Origin of the sequence: Streptosporangium subroseum (assembly GCF_900188345.1) — a bacterium.
Classification (GTDB): Bacteria; Actinomycetota; Actinomycetes; order Streptosporangiales; family Streptosporangiaceae; genus Streptosporangium; species Streptosporangium subroseum.
In genome coordinates, this window is the sequence record NZ_FZOD01000037.1 from 60,487 (window position 1) to 80,588 (window position 20,102).

17 protein-coding genes and 1 tRNA gene are annotated in these 20,102 nt (G+C 69.0%); 8 read left to right on the plus strand and 10 right to left on the minus strand.

Annotated elements, in window-relative coordinates; translation table 11 throughout:
* Complete coding sequence (pgsA, locus tag CHC08_RS29915; protein ID WP_089210746.1) at window positions 1-618, minus strand: phosphatidylinositol phosphate synthase; 618 nt, start codon at window positions 616-618, stop codon at window positions 1-3.
* A gap of 344 nt (window positions 619-962) precedes the next feature.
* On the opposite strand from pgsA, the gene CHC08_RS29920 reads away from it, so the two are divergent.
* The 3 genes from CHC08_RS29920 (at window position 963) to CHC08_RS29930 (ending at window position 7,177) form a co-directional block, all read left to right on the plus strand.
* Window positions 963-3,095, plus strand: coding sequence for an elongation factor G-like protein EF-G2 (locus CHC08_RS29920; RefSeq protein ID WP_089210747.1), 2,133 nt, complete (start codon window positions 963-965; stop codon window positions 3,093-3,095).
* Between the two features lie 230 nt (window positions 3,096-3,325).
* Window positions 3,326-4,897 (plus strand): glycoside hydrolase family 10-like protein, encoded by a 1,572-nt coding sequence (locus CHC08_RS29925; protein WP_245878642.1) that lies wholly within the window; start codon window positions 3,326-3,328, stop codon window positions 4,895-4,897.
* Between the two features lie 84 nt (window positions 4,898-4,981).
* Window positions 4,982-7,177 carry an alkaline phosphatase family protein gene (locus CHC08_RS29930; protein WP_179282286.1) on the plus strand — a complete coding sequence of 732 codons (2,196 nt, stop codon included), beginning with the start codon at window positions 4,982-4,984 and terminating at the stop codon, window positions 7,175-7,177.
* Here the strand turns inward: CHC08_RS29930 and CHC08_RS29935 are convergent.
* Window positions 7,123-7,671, minus strand: a complete 549-nt coding sequence (locus CHC08_RS29935; protein WP_245878643.1) for an HIT family protein — start codon at window positions 7,669-7,671, stop codon at window positions 7,123-7,125. The two genes, CHC08_RS29930 and CHC08_RS29935, sit on opposite strands and share 55 nt — an antisense overlap.
* Window positions 7,672-7,847: 176 nt before the next feature.
* Here CHC08_RS29935 and CHC08_RS29940 point away from each other — a divergent pair, with 176 nt between their 5' ends.
* Entirely contained in the window at window positions 7,848-8,393 is a 546-nt protein-coding gene (locus CHC08_RS29940; protein WP_089210720.1) for an Asp23/Gls24 family envelope stress response protein, read from the plus strand.
* Between the two features lie 126 nt (window positions 8,394-8,519).
* Here CHC08_RS29940 and thrS read toward each other — a convergent pair whose 3' ends face one another.
* Together thrS and CHC08_RS29950 are read right to left on the minus strand one after the other, a co-directional pair.
* A complete protein-coding gene (thrS, locus tag CHC08_RS29945) occupies window positions 8,520-10,496 on the minus strand; it encodes a threonine--tRNA ligase (RefSeq protein WP_089210721.1) in 1,977 nt (658 codons plus the stop codon).
* A gap of 69 nt (window positions 10,497-10,565) precedes the next feature.
* A complete protein-coding gene (locus CHC08_RS29950) occupies window positions 10,566-11,177 on the minus strand; it encodes a glycoside hydrolase family 25 protein (protein WP_218825564.1) in 612 nt (203 codons plus the stop codon).
* Between the two features lie 94 nt (window positions 11,178-11,271).
* Here CHC08_RS29950 and dapD point away from each other — a divergent pair, with 94 nt between their 5' ends.
* Window positions 11,272-12,249 carry a 2,3,4,5-tetrahydropyridine-2,6-dicarboxylate N-succinyltransferase gene (gene dapD, locus CHC08_RS29955; protein ID WP_179282288.1) on the plus strand — a complete coding sequence of 326 codons (978 nt, stop codon included), beginning with the start codon at window positions 11,272-11,274 and terminating at the stop codon, window positions 12,247-12,249.
* Between the two features lie 172 nt (window positions 12,250-12,421).
* Entirely contained in the window at window positions 12,422-13,036 is a 615-nt protein-coding gene (locus CHC08_RS29960; protein ID WP_089210723.1) for a phosphatase PAP2 family protein, read from the plus strand.
* A 46-nt stretch (window positions 13,037-13,082) separates the two neighbouring features.
* On the opposite strand, the gene CHC08_RS29965 is transcribed toward CHC08_RS29960, so the two are convergent.
* On the minus strand, window positions 13,083-13,979 hold the full coding sequence (locus CHC08_RS29965) for an LLM class F420-dependent oxidoreductase (RefSeq protein ID WP_089210724.1): 897 nt from the start codon (window positions 13,977-13,979) through the stop codon (window positions 13,083-13,085).
* Between the two features lie 709 nt (window positions 13,980-14,688).
* Window positions 14,689-14,760 (minus strand) — tRNA-Val (locus CHC08_RS29970).
* Between the two features lie 458 nt (window positions 14,761-15,218).
* On the opposite strand from CHC08_RS29970, the gene CHC08_RS29975 reads away from it, so the two are divergent.
* Window positions 15,219-15,635, plus strand: coding sequence for an SsgA family sporulation/cell division regulator (locus CHC08_RS29975; protein WP_089210725.1), 417 nt, complete (start codon window positions 15,219-15,221; stop codon window positions 15,633-15,635).
* Between the two features lie 294 nt (window positions 15,636-15,929).
* Here the strand turns inward: CHC08_RS29975 and CHC08_RS29980 are convergent, their stop codons facing one another.
* A complete protein-coding gene (locus tag CHC08_RS29980) occupies window positions 15,930-16,559 on the minus strand; it encodes a DUF305 domain-containing protein (RefSeq protein WP_245878644.1) in 630 nt (209 codons plus the stop codon).
* An 85-nt stretch (window positions 16,560-16,644) separates the two neighbouring features.
* Between CHC08_RS29980 and CHC08_RS29985 the strand changes: the two genes are divergently transcribed.
* Window positions 16,645-18,033, plus strand: coding sequence for an LVIVD repeat-containing protein (locus CHC08_RS29985; protein ID WP_245878645.1), 1,389 nt, complete (start codon window positions 16,645-16,647; stop codon window positions 18,031-18,033).
* Between the two features lie 13 nt (window positions 18,034-18,046).
* Here the strand turns inward: CHC08_RS29985 and CHC08_RS49830 are convergent, their stop codons facing one another.
* The 3 genes from CHC08_RS49830 to CHC08_RS29995 all read right to left on the minus strand — a co-directional run bounded on the left by CHC08_RS49830 (window position 18,047) and on the right by CHC08_RS29995 (window position 20,100).
* Complete coding sequence (locus tag CHC08_RS49830) at window positions 18,047-18,199, minus strand: hypothetical protein (protein ID WP_179282289.1); 153 nt, start codon at window positions 18,197-18,199, stop codon at window positions 18,047-18,049.
* Between the two features lie 61 nt (window positions 18,200-18,260).
* On the minus strand, window positions 18,261-19,091 hold the full coding sequence (locus CHC08_RS29990; RefSeq protein ID WP_089210728.1) for an aminotransferase class IV: 831 nt from the start codon (window positions 19,089-19,091) through the stop codon (window positions 18,261-18,263).
* A gap of 10 nt (window positions 19,092-19,101) precedes the next feature.
* Window positions 19,102-20,100 (minus strand): chorismate-binding protein, encoded by a 999-nt coding sequence (locus tag CHC08_RS29995; RefSeq protein WP_089210729.1) that lies wholly within the window; start codon window positions 20,098-20,100, stop codon window positions 19,102-19,104.
* Between the last annotated feature and the right edge of the window lie 2 nt (window positions 20,101-20,102).

Genomic DNA, 20,102 nt, shown 5'->3' on the forward strand with positions numbered 1-20,102 from the left:
TCAGCGGAGGGTGGGGGGTGAGGCGGAGACGGCCTGCCGGTAGACACGGAGAAGGCGCTGGCCGACCGTGATCGCGCTGGCGGCCGCGAGCAGCCAGAGTCCCACAGCCAGGATGTACGGCAGGCCAAGGCCGCTGAGGCCGGCGGAGACCAATCCCACGACCAGGCGCTCGGGCCGTTCGGCGATGCCGACGTCGCACGTCATGCCCAGCCCCTCGGCCCTGGCCTTGATGTAGGACACCAGCGCCCCTGCGGCGAGGCAGAACAGCGCGACTCCCGCCAGCACCCGCTGATCGCTCACGATGAACCAGAACACCAGTCCCGCGAAGATCCCGGCGTCGCCCACCCGGTCAAGGGTGGAGTCGAGGAAGGCCCCCCAGAGGCTTCCGGAGCCGGTCATCCTGGCCATGACCCCGTCGAGGAGATCCGCCAGCACGAAGAACGTGATCACCACCGTGCCGAGGAACAGCTGGCCGCGGGGGTAGAAGAACAGCGCAGAGGCGACCGTGCCGACCGTGCCGACCGTGGTGACCACGTTGGGGCTGATCCCCCTGCGGGCCAGTGCCCTGCCCAGGGGGGTCAAGATTCGGGTGACGACGGGGCGCAGAAGTTTCAGCATCGCGCTCTGATCGTAGGCCACTCGTCCTGCGCGCGCGTATCGAGGTCAGGGAGTGGCGACCCCCGTACAGCGGAAAGCGGCGAGCCCCGCGCAAAGGAAAGCGAACCGGGAGGCGAGACGGGGCCCGACAGGGCCGGAGAGGCCCGACGAGGACGCGGAAACCGGGCCGAAGCGCTAGCGGGCAAGTCATGGGTTCGCAAGAGGATGCGCCCAGCCCTCTTGTGATATTCGCCACATGGGTATTTGGTGAACACACTGCGTTCATGCGGGGTATGGACGCGACAGCGGATCCAGGGGTGTGGCCCCACTGGCCGCGCTCCTTCGGCAATGACGCGGGAGGCGATGTGGCGGAGAGAGCAACCGGCGGAACAGCAGGAGCCGCGGGGAGGGCACCTGCGGTCGATCGGCCGGACATGGTGCGTAATGTCGTGCTGGTCGGCCCTTCCGGTGCCGGAAAGACAACTCTCGTCGAGGCGCTGCTGGCCGCGACGCGGACCATTCAGCGGACCGGCCGGGTCGAGGACGGCACGACGGTCAGCGACTTCGACGAGGTCGAGGTGCGTCAGCAACGGTCGGTGAACCTGACCGTGGCTCCGATGATCTACAACGACGTCAAGATCAACTTGTTGGACACCCCCGGCTACGCCGATTTTGTCGGCGACCTGCGCGCCGGACTGCGCGCGGCCGACGCCGCGCTGTTCGTGGTCTCGGCGTCGGAGGGCGTGGACGGCCTGACCAAGATGCTGTGGGAGGAGTGCGCGACGGTCGGGATGCCCCGTACGGTCGTGATCACCAAGATCGACCACCAGAGGGCGAACTTCGAGGAGGTCCTCATCGCCTGCCAGGACGCCTTCGGCGACGGCGTGGCGCCGCTGTATCTCCCCGTGGTGACCAACGGCCGGGTGAACGGCCTGATCGGGCTGCTGAGCCAGAAGTTCTACAACTACGCGACCGGCACCAGGACCGAGAACGTCCCGGGCCCCACGTATGAGAACCAGCTCGAGGAGTATCGCGACACCCTGATCGAGAGCATCATCCAGGAGAGCGAGGACGAGTCCCTGATGGACCGTTACCTCTCCGGCGAGGAGATCGACACCAAGGTCCTCATCGACGACCTGGAGAAGGCCGTCGCGCGCGGGGGCTTCTATCCGGTGCTCGCCGCGGGGACCGGCGTGGGCGCGCTGGAGGTGCTGGAACTCATCACCCAGGGATTCCCCTCCCCGCTCGAGCACCCGATGCCGGAGATCACCTCTCTTGACGGCACTCCGGTCCCGGCCATCGCCTGCGACCCCGACGGACCGCTCGTGGCTGAGATCGTCAAGACCACCAGCGACCCCTACGTGGGCCGGATCAGCCTGGTCCGGGTGTTCTCGGGGACGCTGCGCCCGGACATGACCGTGCACGTCTCGGGGCACGGCCTGGCCGATCGCGGTCACGATGACCACGACGTGGACGAGCGCATCGGCGCGCTCTCCTCGCCCCTGGGCAAGCTTCAGCGGACGGCCGCCAAATGCGTGGCCGGCGACATCGTCGCGGTGGCCAAGCTGGCGCGGGCGGAGACCGGTGACACCCTGTCGGACAAGGAGCGGCCGCTGCTGATGACCTCGTGGACGATGCCCGAACCGCTGCTGCCGGTGGCGATCCAGGCCAAGTCCAAGGCCGACGACGACAAACTCGGCCAGGCGCTGCAGCGACTGGTGGCCGAGGACCCGACGCTCCGGCTGGAGAACAACGCCGAGACCCGGCAGCTCGTGCTGTGGTGCATGGGCGAGGCCCACGCCGACGTGCTGCTCGAACGGCTGAGCAAGCGGCACAGCGTGGAGGTGGAGAAGATCGACCTCCGGGTGCCGCTCAGGGAGACCTTCGGCGGCAGTTGCCAGGCCCTGGGCCGCAACGTCAAGCAGACCGGCGGTCACGGTCAGTTCGCCGTCTGCCACCTGGAGATCGAGCCCCTGCCCTCGGGCGGCGGCTTCGAGTTCGTGGACAAGATCGTCGGCGGTGTGGTGCCGCGCCAGTTCATCCCCTCGGTGGAGAAGGGGGTGCGCACCCAGATGCAGCGCGGGGTGCTGGCCGGATATCCCATGGTGGACGTCCGGGTGACGCTGTACGACGGCAAGGCCCACTCGGTCGACTCCTCCGACATGGCCTTCCAGATCGCCGGGGCGCTCGCGCTCAAGGAGGCGGCGGCCAAGGTGCCGATGCTGCTGCTCGAACCGGTGGACGAGGTGTCCGTGCTGGTGGCCGACGACCACGTCGGCTCGGTGATGTCCGACCTGTCCTCCCGCAGGGGCCGGGTCCTCGGCACCGAACCGGTCGGCATCGGGCGCACGCTGGTCCGGGCGGAGGTGCCCGAACTGGAGATCACCCGCTACTCCATCGACCTGAGGTCGATGTCGCACGGCACCGGGACGTTCCAGCGCGTCTTCCTGCGGTACGAGCCGCTCCCGTCCCACCTGGTGGACAAAGTCGCCGGCTGACCGGCGGGAAGGCGTGCCACCGCCCGCGGAGCGTCCCTGAGGGCGCGTGCCGTCCACAGAGTCCTTGGGCGCGTCGCTCGCGGAAAGGCGCTGGGAGGCGCGCACCATCCGGCGCACGCCTCCCAAAAATGTACTCAAGTCACGGTAGTATCACAAACTCATTTCGTTTTTCCGGTCAAAGCATCTCGGTCCTGGTGCCAAACTGATGAACTATGCGAACAGGACGCCCTTTGCTTGCCGCTGCCGCCCTTGCCGTCGTCACCACCGGCGCCGCCTACACCTTCGGCCCGAGTGCCGAGCCGGTGGGAGCCGCAGCCGCCGCAGCCGCCACGGCACCCACCGTCGGCGCGGCGGGTGAGGTCTCCGCCACGGCGGCGTGCCCGGTCGACGCGAGGTATCCCAAGCGGCAGCTGCGCGGGATCTGGATCGCCACCACCAAGAACATCGACTGGCCCTCGCGGACCGGCCTGCCGGTCGCCCGGCAGCAGGCGGAATACGTCAGGATTCTCGACAGCGCGGTCAAGCGCCGGTTCAACGCGGTGTTCGTGCAGGTCCGCCCGGCCTCCGACGCCCTCTACGCGTCGGCGATGGAGCCTTGGTCGGAGTATCTGACCGGTAAGGCCGGCAAGCACCCCGGCTGGGACCCGCTGCCCTTCCTGGTCGCCGAGGCGCACAAGCGTGGGCTGGAGTTCCATGCCTGGCTCAACCCCTACCGCGCCTCCTACGGCACCGACCTGGGCAAGCTTCCGGTGAACCACCCCGCCCGGATCCACCCCGACTGGATCGTCAAGTATGGGGGCCAGTCCTACTACAACCCCGGCCTGCCCCAGGTCCGCGACCACGTCACCTCGGTCGTCAAGGACGTGGTGAGCCGCTACGACGTGGACGGGGTCCACTTCGACGACTACTTCTATCCCTATCCGGTCGGTGGCGCGACGTTCGCCGACAACGCCGCCTTCAAGAAGTACGGCAAGGGCACGAAGCTGGCCGCCTGGCGCCGCTCCAACGTCGACAAACTGATCGCCCAGGTCGACAAGACCGTGCACGCGACCAAGAAGCACGTGAAGTTCGGCATCAGCCCGTTCGGGATCTGGCGCAACAAGTCCGACGACCCCACCGGCTCCGCCACCGCCGGGATGTCCGCCTACGACTCCATCTACGCCGACTCCCGCCACTGGATCCGTCAGGGCACGGTCGACTACGTCATACCGCAGCTCTACTGGCCGCGCGGGTTCAAGGTCGCCGACTACAACACGCTGATGCCGTGGTGGGCGAAGGAGGTCAAGGGCACGGGGGTGGATCTCTACATCGGCCAGGCCCTCTACCAGGTCGGCACCGGCGGCGCCTGGACCAACCCCGGCGAGCTGGCCTCGCATCTCACTGCGAACCGCAAGTACGGGGAGGTCAAGGGCGACGTCTACTTCAGCGCCAAACAGCTCCTCACCAATCCGCTCGGCGCGCTCGACCGGATCGTCAAGAGCGCTTACACCCGCCCGGCGCTGCTGCCCCTGATAAAGGGTCTCGGCGGTCAGGCTCCCGCCACGCCCGCCGAGGTCAGACTCCAGGGCAAGTCGCTCACCTGGAAGACCTCCGCGAACGCCCGTTCCTACGCGGTCTACCGGGTCCCCTCGGGCAAGCCTGGAAAGTGCGCCACCGCCGACGCCCGCAACCTGGTCGCGGTCGTTCCCGCGGCGGGCGGCGCCCGCCAGACCTTCGCCGCCGCGGCGGGCGGCGCCTACCTCGTCACCGCCCTGGACCGTCTGGGCAACGAGAGTGCGCCCACCAACCCCGCCCTGGCCTGACGTCGATCCACGAGTCGGCTGGACCCGTGGCCCGGTTCTCCCCTACGGTGCCAGCATTTGGTCAAAAGTATGGGGAGGTCACTCGTGAGGCGGACGCTTGTCGCGTTTGCGTTGGTCTTGAGCGTGCTGTGGCCGGGGGCCGCGCAGGCTGCCACGCAGGCGGACGGACGGGTGGTGCTGATCGGGGTTCCCGGTCTGCAATGGAGTGACCTCAGCGCCGAGGTCACCCCGAACCTGTGGCGGCTGGCCGGGCAGGGCGCCTCGGGCTCGCTGTCCGTCCGCACGGTGGGCCGGGTGACGTGTCCCTACGACGGGTGGCTGACGGTGTCGGCGGGGACGAGGTCGGCGGTCGGCTACGGCTGCGGGCTCCCGCCGGTGCCCGAGCCCGGCCAGGCCGGCGCGGTCATCCCCGACTACCGATACCTGCACGAGGTCGCCGGGCAGAAGAACGCCGGGACGCTCGGCGAGGCCGTCCACGCCGCCGGGCAGTGCACGGCGGCGGTCGGCCCGGGGGCGGCGCTGGCGCTGGCCGACCGCGCGGGCAAGGTGGACGTCTACGCCTCCTCCCCCGGGCAGGTCCGCGCCGAGGATCTCACCAGATGCCGGGTCATCGCCATGGACGTGGATGATCTGATCAGGCCCTACGTGACCGGCGGCCGGCTCCCCGCGGCCGAGGAGCAGCTCGCTCCCGCGCAGCGGACGACGGCGCTGCGGCTGGCCGACGCCAAGGCGGGGGCACTGCTGAGTGTGCTCCCCACGGACGCCGGCGTGCTGCTGGCGGGCCTGTCCGACCACGGGAGCACACCGCACCTGCGGGTGGCCGTCATGCGCCGGGGAGACGTCTCCGGCCGTTTCCTGGGCGCGGCCTCCACCCACCGCGAGGACATCACGATCCTGCCGGACATCACCGCCACGATGCTCTCGATGACCGGCATCCCGGTGCCGGCGACCGTCGTCGGGGTGCCCTGGCAGGCGGGCGAGAGCCGTACCGGCGGCATCGAGGCGGCGCGGGTCGAGCTGAAGAACGCCGACGTGGCCGGTCAGACGATCAGGGAGATGGGCGGGATCTTCTTCACCACCGTCGCCGTGCTCCAGGTCGCCTTCTACATCGTCGCGTTCCTGCTGCTGCGCCGCAGGCGCGGCCTGTCCGGGGTCCGCGTGGCCGCGGTGGCGCTCGCGTCCGTGCCCGTGGCGACGTATCTGGTCAACCTCACCTCCTGGCACCACACGGGGGCGCCGATGCTCGCCCTGGTCGGCGGGATCGTGGGGTTCGCGCTCCTGCTGGCCGCGGTGGCGCTGGCGGGTCCCTGGCGGCGCAGCCCGCTCGGGCCGCTGGCCATCGTGACGGGGGTGACGGCGGCGGTGCTCGGCGGTGACCTGCTGACCGGGACGACCCTGCAGCTCAACAGCGTGATGGGTTATACCGCCGTGGTCGGAGCCCGCTACTACGGCCTGGGCAATATCCCGTTCGCCCTCTTCGCCACCTCGGTGCTGCTGCTGGCGGCCACGATCGCGCACCGGCTGACCCGCCGGGACCTCAGGCGCGCGGCGGTCGCCGTGGTGGTCGTACTGGGCTGCACGGCGATGATCCTGGGCGGCTGGCCGGGCGTGGGCAGCGACTTCGGCGGTGTGATCGCGTTTGTGCCCGGTATCGCGGTGACCGCGCTGCTGATCGGGGGCCAGAGGGTCTCGATCGTCAAACTGGGTGCGTTCTGCCTGGTGGGCGGCGTCACCGTGATGATCATCGCCTATCTCGACTACATGCGTCCGCCGGCCTCCCAGACACACCTGGGCCGATTCGTCGGCCAGGTGTTCACCGGTGAGGCGCTGGATGTGATCTTCCGCAAGCTCGGCGCGATGCTGAGCACGCTGCTCAGCCCCAACCTGATGCCGATCGTGATCGCCGCGTTCGCCTTCCTGATCTACGCGCTGCTGCGGCCGGAGGCGGCCAGCGCCGGGATCCTTCCCGCCGCGTTCGAACACTCCCCCGCGCTGAAGGCCGGCCTGATCGGCACCCTGATCAGCGGGGTGGTCGGCATGCTGGTCAACGACTCCGGCGCGGCCGTGCTGTCCATGGCACTCGCGCTCGGCGTGCCGCTGACGCTGTCGGTGGGCATCAGGGCCCTGGGCGGCGGCACGGCGCCCGGCGAGGCCGAGATCGAGAACCCGGACGACGGCACGCCGCACCAGGCGGGCGCCAAGGCTCCCGAGGGTGACGCGCGGTCTTACAGGACGGGCCAGGATCCGGCGAGCAGCTCCCTGGTCTCACGGAGCAACTGAGGCAGCACCCTGGTCTGGCCGACCACGGGCATGAAGTTGGTGTCCCCGCCCCAGCGGGGCACCACGTGCTGGTGCAGGTGGGCGGCGATGCCCGCGCCCGCCACGGTGCCGAGGTTCATGCCGACGTTGAAGCCCTGCGCGCCGCTCGTCTTGCGCAGGGCGACCAGCGCCCGCTTGGTGAAGTCGGCGAGTTCGGCGGTCTCCGCCACGTCCAGATCCGCGTAGTCCGGCACGTGCCGGTAGGGGCAGACCATCAGGTGGCCCGAGTTGTACGGGTAGAGGTTGAGCAGCGCGAAGACCGACTCGCCCCGGGCGACGATCAGGCCGTCCTCGTCGCTCATCTTGGGGATCTCGCAGAACGGGCAGCCGTCCTCCGGGCCCGAGCCGGTCGGCTTGTTGGCTCCCTTGATGTAAGCCATCCGGTGAGGAGTCCAGAGCCTTTCGAACGCGTCCGGCGTCCCTGCCCCGTGCTGCTCCTCTGGCTCTTCGCTCATGGCGATCAGCATATTGCCAAGCGGATTCGTACGGTCTGGCACCTCCCCGCCGAGAGCCGCGAGAAGGGTCACCGGGAGAGTTCGGATGCCATCCACCCAGCATTGGCGGACAAATTGGGCGAATCTCCGGCAGAATCCCAGCGAGCGTGACCATCGACACCCGAGGAGCACCCCCCATGACCGACGTCTCCGTTGAGGACCTCACCGAGAAGACCGAATCTCCCACCGAGGCAGGCACCACCGACGGTCCGCATTCCCCGGACTCCTCCGCGCCCTCCGATCTGTCGGAGCTGTCGGAGCCGTCCGGTACCGAACCGCTGGTCAAGGGCCGGATCAAGGTCGCCGACGAGGTCGTGGAGAAGGTCGCGGCCCTCGCCACCCTTGAGGTGGCGGGCGTCGCCGACCTGGGAGGCGATTTCGCCCGCGCGATCGAGTCGGTCCGCGAGCGCATCGGGATCGGGGCCAGAAACGGCACCCAGGGCGTGAGCGCCCAGGTCGTCCAGGACCGCACGATCGCGGTGGTCGCGGTGGACGTGACGATCGTGGTGGAGTACGGGCACGTGGTCATGGAGGTGGCCAACGCGGTCAAGACCAACGTGTCCCACACGGTCAGCCGGATGCTGGGCATGCAGGTCATCGAGGTCAACGTCACCGTGGACGACGTCCGCCTGCCCGGCGAGCGCGTCCCCTCGATCCCCGGCGACGGCTCAGAAGAGTCCTGATCCCCGTACGGCCCGCGCGATCGATGCCGGCGCGTCCCGGAGGTCCCGATCACGAGTGAGAAGCCGGACGGCCCGTGATCTCCGGGGAGACACGGGCCGTCCGGGACGGGTCGTACGACGGCCGGGTCAGACCTGGACGCGCCGCTCGATCGCGCTGACGATCTCGTCGATCGCGTCCTCGATCGGGACGCCGTTCCGCTGCTCACCGTTACGGAAACGGAACGAGACCGCGCCGTTGGCGATGTCCTCGTCACCGGCCAGGAGCATGAACGGCACCTTGGACTTCTGCGCGTTGCGGATCTTCTTCTGCATCCGGTCGTCCGAGGCGTCCACCTCGATGCGGATGCCCCGCTCGCGCGCCTTCTTGGCCAGGTCGTGCAGGTAGGGCGCGTGGGCCTCGGCGATCGGGATGCCGACGACCTGCACCGGGGCGAGCCACGGGGGGAACGCCCCCGCGTAGTGCTCGACCAGGACGCCGAAGAAACGCTCGATCGAGCCGAACAGCGCCCGGTGGATCATGATGGGCCGCTGGCGCGAGCCGTCGGCCGCCTGATACTCCAGCTCGAAGCGCTCGGGCAGGTTGAAGTCCACCTGGATGGTGGACAGCTGCCAGGAACGGCCGATGGCGTCCTTGGCCTGCACCGAGATCTTCGGTCCGTAGAAGGCCGCGCCGCCCGGGTCGGGCACGAGCTCCAGACCGCTGGAGATGGCCGCCTGACGGAGCGCCTCGGTGGCCGTCTCCCAGTTCTCGGCGGTGCCGATGAACTTGTCGGAGTCGTCGCGGGTGGACAGCTCCAGGTAGAAGTCGTCGAGCCCGTAGTCCTTGAGCAGCTGGAGCACGAAGTTCAGGAGCGACTTCAGCTCGTCCTGCATCTGCTCGCGGGTGCAGTAGATGTGGGCGTCGTCCTGGGTCATGCCGCGCACGCGGGTGAGGCCGTGGATGACGCCGGACTTCTCGTAGCGGTAGACCGAGCCGAACTCGAAGAACCGCTGCGGCAGCTCACGGTAGGAACGCCCGCGCGACTTGAAGATCAGGTTGTGCATCGGGCAGTTCATCGGCTTGAGGTAGTACTCGGCGCCCTCCAGCTCCATGGCCGGGAACATCCCGTCCTTGTACCAGTGGAGGTGGCCGGAGGTCTCGTAGAGGTGGCCCTTGGTGATGTGCGGGGTGTTGACGAAGGAGTACCCCCCCTCCTCGTGCCTGCGCCGCGAGTAGTCCTCCATGACCCGGCGGATCACACCGCCCTTGGGGTGGAAGACCGGCAGGCCCGAGCCCAGCTCGTCGGGGAAGGAGAACAGGTCGAGCTCGGCGCCCAGCTTGCGGTGGTCGCGCTTCTCGGCCTCCTCCAGCAGGTGGAGGTATTCGTCCTGCCTCTCGCGCGACTCCCAGGCGGTGCCGTAGATCCGCTGGAGCTGCGGGTTCTTCTCGCTGCCCCGCCAGTAGGCGCCGCCCGAGCGCATCAGCTTGAACGCCGGGATGGACCGGGTGGTCGGCACGTGCGGGCCGCGGCACAGGTCCTTCCAGCACAGCTCGCCGGTCTTCGGGTCGAGGTTGTCGTAGATGGTCAGCTCCGCGCCGCCCACCTCGACGTCCGCCCCGTCATCCGAACCGGCGCCGCCCTTGAGGCCGATCAGCTCCAGCTTGTACGGCTCCGCGGCGAGCTCGGCGCGCGCGTCGTCGTCGGAGACGGCCCGGCGTGAGAAGAGCTGTCCCTGCTTGACGATCTCGCGCATGCGCTTCTCGACGCGCTTGAGGTCGTCGGGAGTGAACGGGCTCTTGACGTCGAAGTCGTAGTAGAAGCCGTTCTCGACCGGCGGGCCGATGCCCAGCCTGGCCTCGGGGAAGATCTCCTGAACGGCCTGGGCCATGACGTGGGCGGTGGAGTGGCGCACGATGGCCCTGCCGTCGGCGCTGCCCACGGGGACCGGCTCGATCACGTCGCCCTCGGACACGGCGGCCGCGAGGTCCTTCAACTCACCGTTGGCACGGGCGGCGATCACGGAGCGGCCGTCGGCCTCGAGCGCGTCGCCGTACGTCGTGCCCCCCGCCACCACACGCTCGGCTCCGGCGAGGGTGATACGAAGTTCTGGCACGGCGGACACTGTTACTCCCTGAAAAACTTCGGAGGTTGGTTTGAACCTCGATGCTACCGGTGCTCGCAACGCGAAATCTCAGGCGTCCTCGCTCCGGCGCGGGCGATAACCCAGTGAGGTGAGGTCGGCCCTGGTGCCGCGGAAGACGTTGCGATCCACCGGTTTGTTGGAGTGCTGGTGGATCGCCCAGTTGCTCCACGGCACCGGCACCTCCGGCCTGCCCCGCGGGTGGTCGGGCGCGGCGATCCAGAGCGGGTAGCCCTCCAGCCCCGCGCAGTTGCCGCCCCGCGCGAACGACAGGAACGTGTAGACCACCGGCCTCACCCCGGCCTGCGCGATGACCGCGTCGCACCAGCGCCGGGCGAAGCGGGCCACCCTGGGGGCGGGCAGGTGGTCGTTGGTCTCCAGGTCGAGCGCAAGCAGATCACCGCGGTGCAGCCCGCCCGCCTGCCCCACGGCCCGCAGGAAGTGCCCCACCTGGGCCTCGGGATTGCCCGACGGGCGCGCGAAGTGATAAGCCCCGCAGACGATCCAGCTCTCCCGCATGCCCGTCCAGTTCCTGCCGAACCACGGGTCGGTGAAGGTGACGCCCTCGGTCGCCTTGGCGAAGGCGAAGGAGACCCCGGCCTTGGCATGGCGCCCCCAGTCGACGACGCCCTGCCAGTTCGACACATCGATGCCGTTCAACATGTCGGCCACGCTAACCAGCGGGCGTCCTTCCGCACACGCCCAACGCTCCCTCGGCGTACGGCCATTGCGCCGACTTTGACTAGGCTTGGGTGGCGTGAACGCAGCAGCCCAGACCTCCGGCGCCCATGGCGCCGGCATCGCGACCATAACTTCCGACGGAACCGTGCTCGACACCTGGTTCCCCTCCCCTCAGCTGGGCGAGCCGTCCTCGCCCGGCACCAGGCGGCTGAGCGCCTCCGAGGCCGTCGAGGCGCTCGGCTCCGGGGTCACCGCGCTGCTCGGCCCCGACGCCGACCGCGGCGTCGAGGTGGTCGCGGTGTACACCGGGATCACCAAGCTGTCGGAGGCCCCCGCTGACGCGCACGACGCCTATCTCCGTCTCCATCTGCTGTCGGCCCGCCTCGTCCAGCCCCACGGCCAGAACCTGGACGGATTGTTCGGCCTGCTGAGCAACGTCGTGTGGACCAACCACGGCCCCTGCGCGGTCGAGGGCTTCGAGGAGGTACGGCTGCGCCTGCGCGCTCGCGGCCAGGTGACCGTCTACGGCATCGACAAGTTCCCCCGGATGGTCGACTACGTGGTGCCCGGCGGCGTCCGGATCGCCGAGGCCGACCGGGTCCGCCTCGGCGCGCACCTGGCCGTCGGCACGACGGTGATGCACGAGGGCTTCGTCAACTTCAACGCCGGGACCCTGGGCACCTCCATGGTCGAGGGCCGCATCTCGGCGGGCGTCGTCGTGGGCGACGGCTCCGACGTCGGCGGTGGCGCCTCGATCATGGGCACCCTGTCCGGCGGCGGCAAGCAGGTCATCTCCGTCGGGCAGCGCTGCCTGCTGGGCGCCAACAGCGGCGTCGGCATCTCCCTCGGCGACGACTGCGTCGTGGAGGCCGGCCTCTACGTCACCGCCGGGACCAAGGTGACCCTCCCCGACGGCCGGGTGGCCAAGGCCTCCGAGTTCTCCGGCGCCTCCGGCCTGCTGTTCCGCCGCAACTCCACCTCCGGCGCCGTCGAGGTCGTCCCCCGCAAGGGCACCGGCCCGGAGCTCAACAGCATCCTGCACGCCAACGGCTGACCCGCGAGACTCTCCTCGGCTGGTCTGAGGCGGGGGCGGCTCACCGAGCCGCCCCCGCCCGCCGTCAACGGTTTGCCGAGGCTCGCTCCCGGAGCGCCCACCCGACGATCTTCACTCCCGGCCGTCCACCTGACAGGGTTGGCCCACGGACCTCGACAGCGATGGGAGCTCCATGACCGCTCAGGGAACGGCGAGCGACACGAGGGCCACGACGGTGGCCGCCCGATGGGTCACCGGGCTGTTCGCGCCACAGATTCTGGTCATCGGGCTGCCGCCGATCGTCGGGCTGCTGGCGGACGGCTGGTCCGGGGCGGCCTGGGGGCTGGTGGCCTCGGCCCTGTGCGGCGGCGTCCCCGCCGGGGTGATCCTGGCCGGGGTCCGCTCGGGGCGGCTGGACTCCCATCACCTCGTGGACCGCGCGAGCCGGACGAAGCCGCTGCTGGTGGCGGTGGCCGCGGTGCTCGTCGCGCTGTTGCTGCTGATCTTCCTGGGCGCGCCCCGGCTGCTGGTCGCCACGGTGACCGCGATGCTGGCCGCGCTCGCGGTGACGATCCCGATCACCCTCAGATGGAAGATCTCCTTCCACGCGGCCGTGTCGGCGGGCACCGTCCTGGTGCTCGCCCAGGTGCTGCCCGCCGTACCGACCCTCGGCGTGGGCGCGCTGATCGTGGCGACGGTCTGCTGGGCCCGGGTGCGGCTCGCCCACCACACCCCGGCCCAGGTCGTCGCCGGGGCCCTCACCGGCGCCGGTACGGCCTGGGCGGTCCTGAGCGGCTTCGGGCTTTGAGCCTTCGGCTCTCAGCCCCTCGGCCCCCCGGGAGACGGCAGCGCCCTCAGAGCAGGGTCTTGAGGAACTCCCTCGTCCGCCCGTCGCGGCTGTACTCGGCGGCGACGAAGTCGGTGACCCCGATCCTGGCGAGCTCCTCGAGCTGGGCCGACACGGCGTCCTCGTCGCCGACGACCGCCACCCCGCCCGGGCCCTCGACGCCCTCCCTGTCGAGCATCGCCCGGTAGGACGGCAGCTGGCCGTAGATCGCGAGCTTCGTCGAGGCATCCGCCCTGGCCGCCTCGGCGTCGTCGGTGACGCAGATGGGCAGCGTGCACACGATCCTGGGCGCGGGCCGCCCGGCCTCCCTGGCGGCCTCGGTGATGGCGGGCACGACGTGTTCGGCCACGGTCTTGGGACCGGTCATCCACAGCACGGTACCGTCGGCCACCTCGCCGGCCAGCTTGAGCATGCGCGGAGCCAGGGCGGCGATGAGCACGGGCATCTCCCCCGTGCCCGGTGTCGACAGCCCGAGATTCGCCGTGAGGGTCTCGCCCTTGAAGGACACCTTCTCCCCGCGGACGAGCGGCACCAGGACGGACAGGTATTCGCGCATGTGCCGGGCGGGCTTGTCGAAGCTGTAGCCGTACATGCCCTCGATCACCATCTGGTGCGAGAGTCCGATGCCGAGCGCGAGCCGTCCGTCCACGGCGGTGTTGACCGTGAGCGCCTGCTGGGCGAGAACCGCCGGGTGACGGGGGTAGGTCGGCACGACACCGGTGCCGAGCTCGATCCCGGGGACCTGACTGCCGATCACCGCGAGCGCGGTCAGCGCGTCCAGGCCGAAGATGTTGGACACCCAGGCCGAGGAGAAGCCGTCGTCGGCTCCGCGGGCGACCCGATCCCGCATTTTGACCAGCGCGTCCGGTCCCCTGGACTCGTTGATGAGCAGTCCAAATCGCATCGCTACCGAACCTCATTCTAGTTTTTTCGATCAGTCTAGAGGCCAACCGACCGACCGGTAGGTCACGCGGCGATCCGAGACCTGCCGGTTATACAGGGACCCCTGCCTCCGCCCCACGGCCGAACGGGTTCGCGGCCGCGGCGGGTGCGAGTGAGGCACGCGGGCGATGGGCCCTCCGTCGCCAGGGGGCCGGCGGCCGTTCGGAAATGAAGACGGCGTTTACGGAAAACCTCCGAGATGACCGAGCCGGTGGACACGACTCAGGCCAATCAAGGACAACGGTGATTATTGCGACGAGAGATGATTGAAAACACCATCAGGGCGCCCAAGGTAAAAAAGGGATGGTAGTTACGTAACCCGACAAGAGTGATGGAATGGCGCTCATTGGAATCTGCGAGCGGGCGCACTCGACCACGATTCGCCGACGACTTACGCACGAGAAATGTCCCGGCCCATCCGGCCGGCCCGCCTCGGGGTGATCGTCATGGAGATTTCCCCCGGAGGACGACCCTGCCGATTCGGCGAACCGGGGCCCCGATCCCGTCGCATCCGATCTCCGCCGCACCCACATCTCGGCGCCGAAAATCTCTCGCCGGAAGGCGTTTGCAATGATCTTGGTTTCCCTGGGTTCTTCCAGAGACATCCCCGGGCATGGAAAAACCCGACGGACCATGTAGTCCGTCGGGTTCTGACCTGCGTCTTACTACTGTGGGCGATACTGGGATCGAACCAGTGACCTCTTCGGTGTGAACGAAGCGCTCTCCCGCTGAGCTAATCGCCCGCCCCGTCGGCAGCCTCTCGGTGCTGACGTGAGAAACCATACCGCACTCCGGCACCGCTCGCGAAGCGGTCCCGACCACCAAGATGATCTTGGAGGTGGCACGATCCGTGAGGCAAAGGTCTGGGGATGCATCCGGCAGGGGGCTACGGTGTCATAGCATCGTCCTGATCCACAGAAGCACCGAACAACCCGAGCTAGACCTCTATCGCCCGAGACGCCCTAACGGGAAGTCGACGGTGACCAAAACGAGACGCAAAACCCTTGTAAATACGGCCCTGTTGGTGATGTTTAGCCAGGTAGATGCCCAAATGTCGCGCTGTGATGTGTGTTACAGAAGGGCGTGGAGGCGGAATCTTTCCTACAGGTTTTTTTGTTCCGCGTGCATAGCTCGGGACGAAGTCCGTCAGAGCATCAAAAGCCCCGAAGAGGGGACCGACGACGAAAAGGTTTGGCTGACGATGAACAGCTCCACCGTCTCTGCCGAGCTGGGCCTTCGGCTTGTGGTCCCCGACCGTACCACCGTCCCCCTGCTAGCCGGACTCAGCTACACGGCCGATGATCCTTACGCGATCAGGATGGCCTTCCACGTGGGGAACGACGAACCGGTCGAGTGGATCTTTGCCCGCGAGTTGCTGACAGTCGGCATCGTGCGGCGCGTGGGTGACGGAGACGTCCAGGTGTGGCCGGCGCGTGCCGACGGTGAACGCACCCTGCACATCAGCCTCACGTCGCCGTTCGGACAGGCCCTGTTCGAGGTGCCGCTGGCTCCGCTCACGGAGTTCCTGCACCGGACGTATGAGCTGGTCCCGGCGGGTCGCGAGACCGATTTCATGGATCTCGACGCCGAGCTCAGCAACATGCTCTGGAGTTCCTGACCGTCCCGCAGCCGTCCGCCTCCCCGGCTGCCCCGCGTGTCCCCGGCTGCCTCACCGCAGCGGGGGACACGCCCGGTTCCGTGCGGCCCTCATGCCGGTGGTTCCGTGCGGCCCCATGCCCGCCGGCCCGAGACTCGTGAGCCCGGCGTCCGGCCGCCACATATCTCGCATCCGGGACGCCGGCCATCGAACCACCGCGTACTCGGAACGTGGCGGTCGAACCACCGCGTGTCCGGCCTTCGGAGCATCTGATCTCCGAGCCGCCGTGGACCTCGCGCGCGAGCGACCGTACGCCTAGCCTCCGAGCCTGAGCAGTTCCCTCCGCATCCGGGTGATCTCGATGGCCTGGCCGGAGACCACGTCCGCGGCCATCGCCAGCATGATCCGATCCGTACCGTCCTCGATCTGCTGCTTGGCCATCGTCACCGCCGCCTCGTGATGAACGATCATGAGGCTCAGGAAGAGCCTGTCGAAATCCGTTCCTCTGGCCGTCCTGAGCTGATTTTCCTGCTCCTGTGTGACGGCGTGGTCCCCGTGGTCGCCGTGGGGGCCGCCGCCACCGTCATACCCGGCCGGAGCCCGGCCGGCCGACTTCAGCCAGGACGTCATGGCCGCGATCTCGGGCCGCTGTGCGGCGGTGACCCTCTCGGCGAGTTTCCACAGGACCGGCGAGGACGACCTGGGCCGGACCAGCGCGGCCATCTCCAGCGCCTGCCGGTGGTGCGGGATCATGCCCTCGGCGAACCTCACGTCGGCCGCCGTGATCCTCGCCTCGGACTCGCCGAGATTCTCACCCGGCCGCGCCGTACGGCCCGCGTCACCGGGGCCGCCCGGAATGATCACCGGCGCGCCGGTGCCCGCGACCAGGGGGGTCCGCGGCTCCGGTTCGGCCGTCGTGCAGCCCGCGAGGAGCGGCGCAACCAAGATCGCAACAATAATCCGATCCGGCAGACGCAACCTCCACATAGTTTTAATAATGGGGCAAAAGAGCTGACTCGATGGGGGCACTGTGCGATCGACTGTGGCATCCGGCCTTGCCGCGTTACTCCTGGTGGCCGGATGCGCCGGGGATCCCGCGCCCCCGGGCGCCGCCGTTTCGGCGGGCGCGACGACCGCGACGACCTCCCAGGAGCCATCGCCCTCGGGATCCCCGCCGACCGCGGACGACGTCACCCACAGCGCCAACGTCACGCACGTGGCCAACGTGCCGCCCCAGGCGCCGCTCGACGGGCCCCAGTCCTGGGGCACCGATCTCGCCTTCCAGGGCGATCACGCGTTCGTCGGCAACTTCGACGGCTTCAGCGTGTTCGACATCTCCGATCCCACCAAACCCACGGCGGTCAGCCGGGTGCTCTGCCCCGGCGAGCAGAACGACATCTCCGTGAGCGGGAACCTGCTGTTCCTGTCGATCGACGCGGCGCGCGTCGGGCCGGAGTGCGACAGCGGAGAGGAGCGGGGCACCGGCTGGGAGGGCATCCGGATCTTCGACATCACGGACAAGACCCATCCCGTGTTCGTGTCGGCGGTCCGCACGGAATGCGGCTCCCACACCCACACGCTCGTCCCCGGCAAGGACGCGGACAAGGTCTACCTCTACGTCTCCTCCCCCGGCCCCGAGCAGTCGGCGACCTGTCCGGCCCCGCACAACAACATCTCCGTGGTCGAGGTGCCCGTCAAGGCCCCGGCCACCGCCAAGGTGGTGTCGCAACCGAAGCTCTCCGGGCAGATCAGCCAGGAGGAACTCCCCGGCGGATGCCACGACATCACGGTCTACCCGGAGAAGGACCTGGCCGCCGCCGCCTGCTTCGGCGACGGGTTCCTGCTGGACATCTCCGACCGGGTCAGGCCCAAGGTTCTCCAGCACGTGAGCGACGAGGAGAACTTCTCGATCTGGCATTCGGCGACGTTCAACAATTCCGCCACCAAGGTGATCTTCGGAGACGAGCTGGGCGGCGGCGGGAGCGCTACCTGTGACGCCGACACCCCGAAGACCAAGGGGGCGAACGCCGTGTACGACCTCGCCCCGGACCGCACGCTCAAGCTGCGCGGCTATTTCAAGATCCCCCGGGAGCAGCAGCCCGAGGAGAACTGCGTCGCGCACAACGGGGCCCTGATCCCGGTGCCCGGCAGGGACATCATGGTCCAGTCCTGGTATCAGGGCGGGGTGTCGATCTGGGACTTCACCGGCGAGTCCCAGCCCCGCGAGATCGGCTTCTTCGAACGCGGCCCGATCGAAGGGCTCGGCGGCTCCTGGTCGGCCTACTACTACAACGGCTACATCTACTCCAGCGACATCACCAGGGGCCTGGACGTGCTCCGGATCGACGACCCGCTGACCGATCCGGCCAAGAAGGTCACGCTGAAGGAACTGAACGCCCAGACTCAGGCCTCCTACTGAACGGCCCGCGATCTCACCGGGGCACCCGGATCTTCTCCTCGCCGCTCTTCCAGCCCCGGTAGGTCGTGGTGAAACTCGACTCGTAGAAGCCCGCCTCCGCCACGAGAAGCTTCCACTTCAGGACAAATCGGGTGGGGCGGTCCGGGGGACAGAACCGGCGACGCATCGCCGTGGATCGCGGTCGGCTCCGGGTTCCGTACGGCTCTCACGAACCCGGAGCCGGATCGTCACGGATCGAGGTCGGCGGCGCCGCGCTCGGCGAAGATCTTCATCGCCTTGGCGGTGACCGGGCCCGGCGCGACCGGCAGCACGGTCTGGTCGACCGCCCGGATCGGCTGGATGTCGCGGGTGGTAGAGGTCAGGAAGGCCTCGTCGGCCTCGTAGAGGGCCGACAGCGGGACATCCTCCTCCACGCCCCCGCACCACTCCAGCGTCAGCGCGCGGGTGACCCCGGCCAGACAGCCGGAGGCGAGCGTGGGAGTGATCAGCCGGCCGTCGCGCACGATGAAGATGTTGCTGCCGGTGCCCTCGCAGAGGTCGCCCACGAGGTTTTCGAAGATCGCCTCCGCGCCGCCCCTCGTCTTGGCGTAGAGCAGGGCCTTGGCGTTGTCGCCGTAGGAGGTGCTCTTGACGCCCGCGAGCGCGCCGCGCTCGTTGCGCGGCCAGGGCACGACGGTGACGTCCGCGGTCGCGGGGAACGGCGACTGCTCGCCGACGATCACCACGGCGGTGCAGCCCTGGTCACCGCGGTCGGAGCCGAGCGGCCCGGGGCCGCTGGTGTAGGTGACGCGGATCCGGCCGAGCGGCCACGGCGGCGCCTCGGCCAGGCAGGCGCGGATGCCGTCGGCGATCGCGTCCACGTCGGGCTCGGGCAGATCCATGCGCTGGGCCGACAGTCGGAGCCGGTCCAGGTGGCGGGTGAGGGCGAACGAGGCGCCGTTCATGCACTTGATCGTCTCGAACACCCCGTCACCGACCATCAGGCCGTGATCGAAGACTGAGACGATGGCCTGATCCGGAGGGATAAGGGCCCCGTTAACCCATACGGGTACGTTCATGCGACTCCTTCTAAGCTGATGTGGAAGCCAGCGCGATGAGCCGGGAGGCCTTCAACTCGGTCTCGTCCCACTCGCGTCGCGGATCACTACCCCACGTTATGCCCGCGCCCGTACCGAAGTGAATTTCGTCGGAGGAGAGCCAGAACGTGCGGATTCCCACGGCCAGTGACGCCCGGTGCCGGTCGGCGTCGACCCAGCCCACCGTTCCACAGTACGGCCCGCGCCGCTCTGGTTCGAGCTCATTGATGATCCTCAGGGCGGAGGATTTCGGAGCCCCGGTCACCGAGCCCGGGGGAAACGTCGCGGAGAACAGCTCGGGCCAGCCGCACTCCGGCGCGAGGCGCGCCCGGACCGTGGAGACCAGGTGCACGAGCCCCGGATGCTCCTCCACCTCGCACAGCGCGGGCACGCTCACCGAACCGACCTCGGCGACCCTGCCCAGGTCGTTGCGGACCAGATCGACGATCATCACGTTCTCCGCGTAGTCCTTCTCCAGCAGGTCCTCCGCCGTGACCCCGGTCCCCTTGATCGGCCTGGACTCGATCACGTCGCCGTCCCTGGACAGGTAGAGCTCCGGGGAGGCGGACACGACACTCAGCTCCGGCAGGCTCACCGTGGCCGCGTAGGGCGCGGGGTTTCCCTCCGCCAGCCGTACGGCCAGCGCCAGCGGGTCCGCGTTCGCGGGCAGGGGCGCGCTCAGCACCCGGCACAGGTTGGCCTGGTAGACGTCGCCCCGCTCGATGTGATCGCGGATGCGGCGCACGCCGTCCTCGTAGGCGGCCCGGTCCAGCGAGCTGCGCCACGACGACGGGTGGGGCCCCCGCCAGGGGCCGCGCGGCGTGGGCAGCGGCGCCGGCCGGACATCGTCGAACCTGGCACACGTCACCTTGCCCTCGTAGTCGACCACGACGGCCCACCAGCCCTCGCCGTCGAGCGCCGCCAGGTCGGTGGTGACGTCGCGGAGCCGAGTGGCCAGATATCCGGTGACATGCGCAAATGAACTGTGCACGC

Coding starts and splice junctions, on each gene's coding strand:
- pgsA (WP_089210746.1), bottom strand. CDS start 618: ATGCTGAAACTTCTGCGCCCCGTCGTCACCCGAATCTTGACCCCCCTG.
- CHC08_RS29935 (WP_245878643.1), bottom strand. CDS start 7,671: ATGAGCGAAGAGCCAGAGGAGCAGCACGGGGCAGGGACGCCGGACGCG.
- CHC08_RS29940 (WP_089210720.1), top strand. CDS start 7,848: ATGACCGACGTCTCCGTTGAGGACCTCACCGAGAAGACCGAATCTCCC.
- CHC08_RS29950 (WP_218825564.1), bottom strand. CDS start 11,177: ATGTTGAACGGCATCGATGTGTCGAACTGGCAGGGCGTCGTCGACTGG.
- CHC08_RS29960 (WP_089210723.1), top strand. CDS start 12,422: ATGACCGCTCAGGGAACGGCGAGCGACACGAGGGCCACGACGGTGGCC.
- CHC08_RS29965 (WP_089210724.1), bottom strand. CDS start 13,979: ATGCGATTTGGACTGCTCATCAACGAGTCCAGGGGACCGGACGCGCTG.
- CHC08_RS29975 (WP_089210725.1), top strand. CDS start 15,219: ATGAACAGCTCCACCGTCTCTGCCGAGCTGGGCCTTCGGCTTGTGGTC.
- CHC08_RS49830 (WP_179282289.1), bottom strand. CDS start 18,199: ATGCGTCGCCGGTTCTGTCCCCCGGACCGCCCCACCCGATTTGTCCTG.
- CHC08_RS29990 (WP_089210728.1), bottom strand. CDS start 19,091: ATGAACGTACCCGTATGGGTTAACGGGGCCCTTATCCCTCCGGATCAG.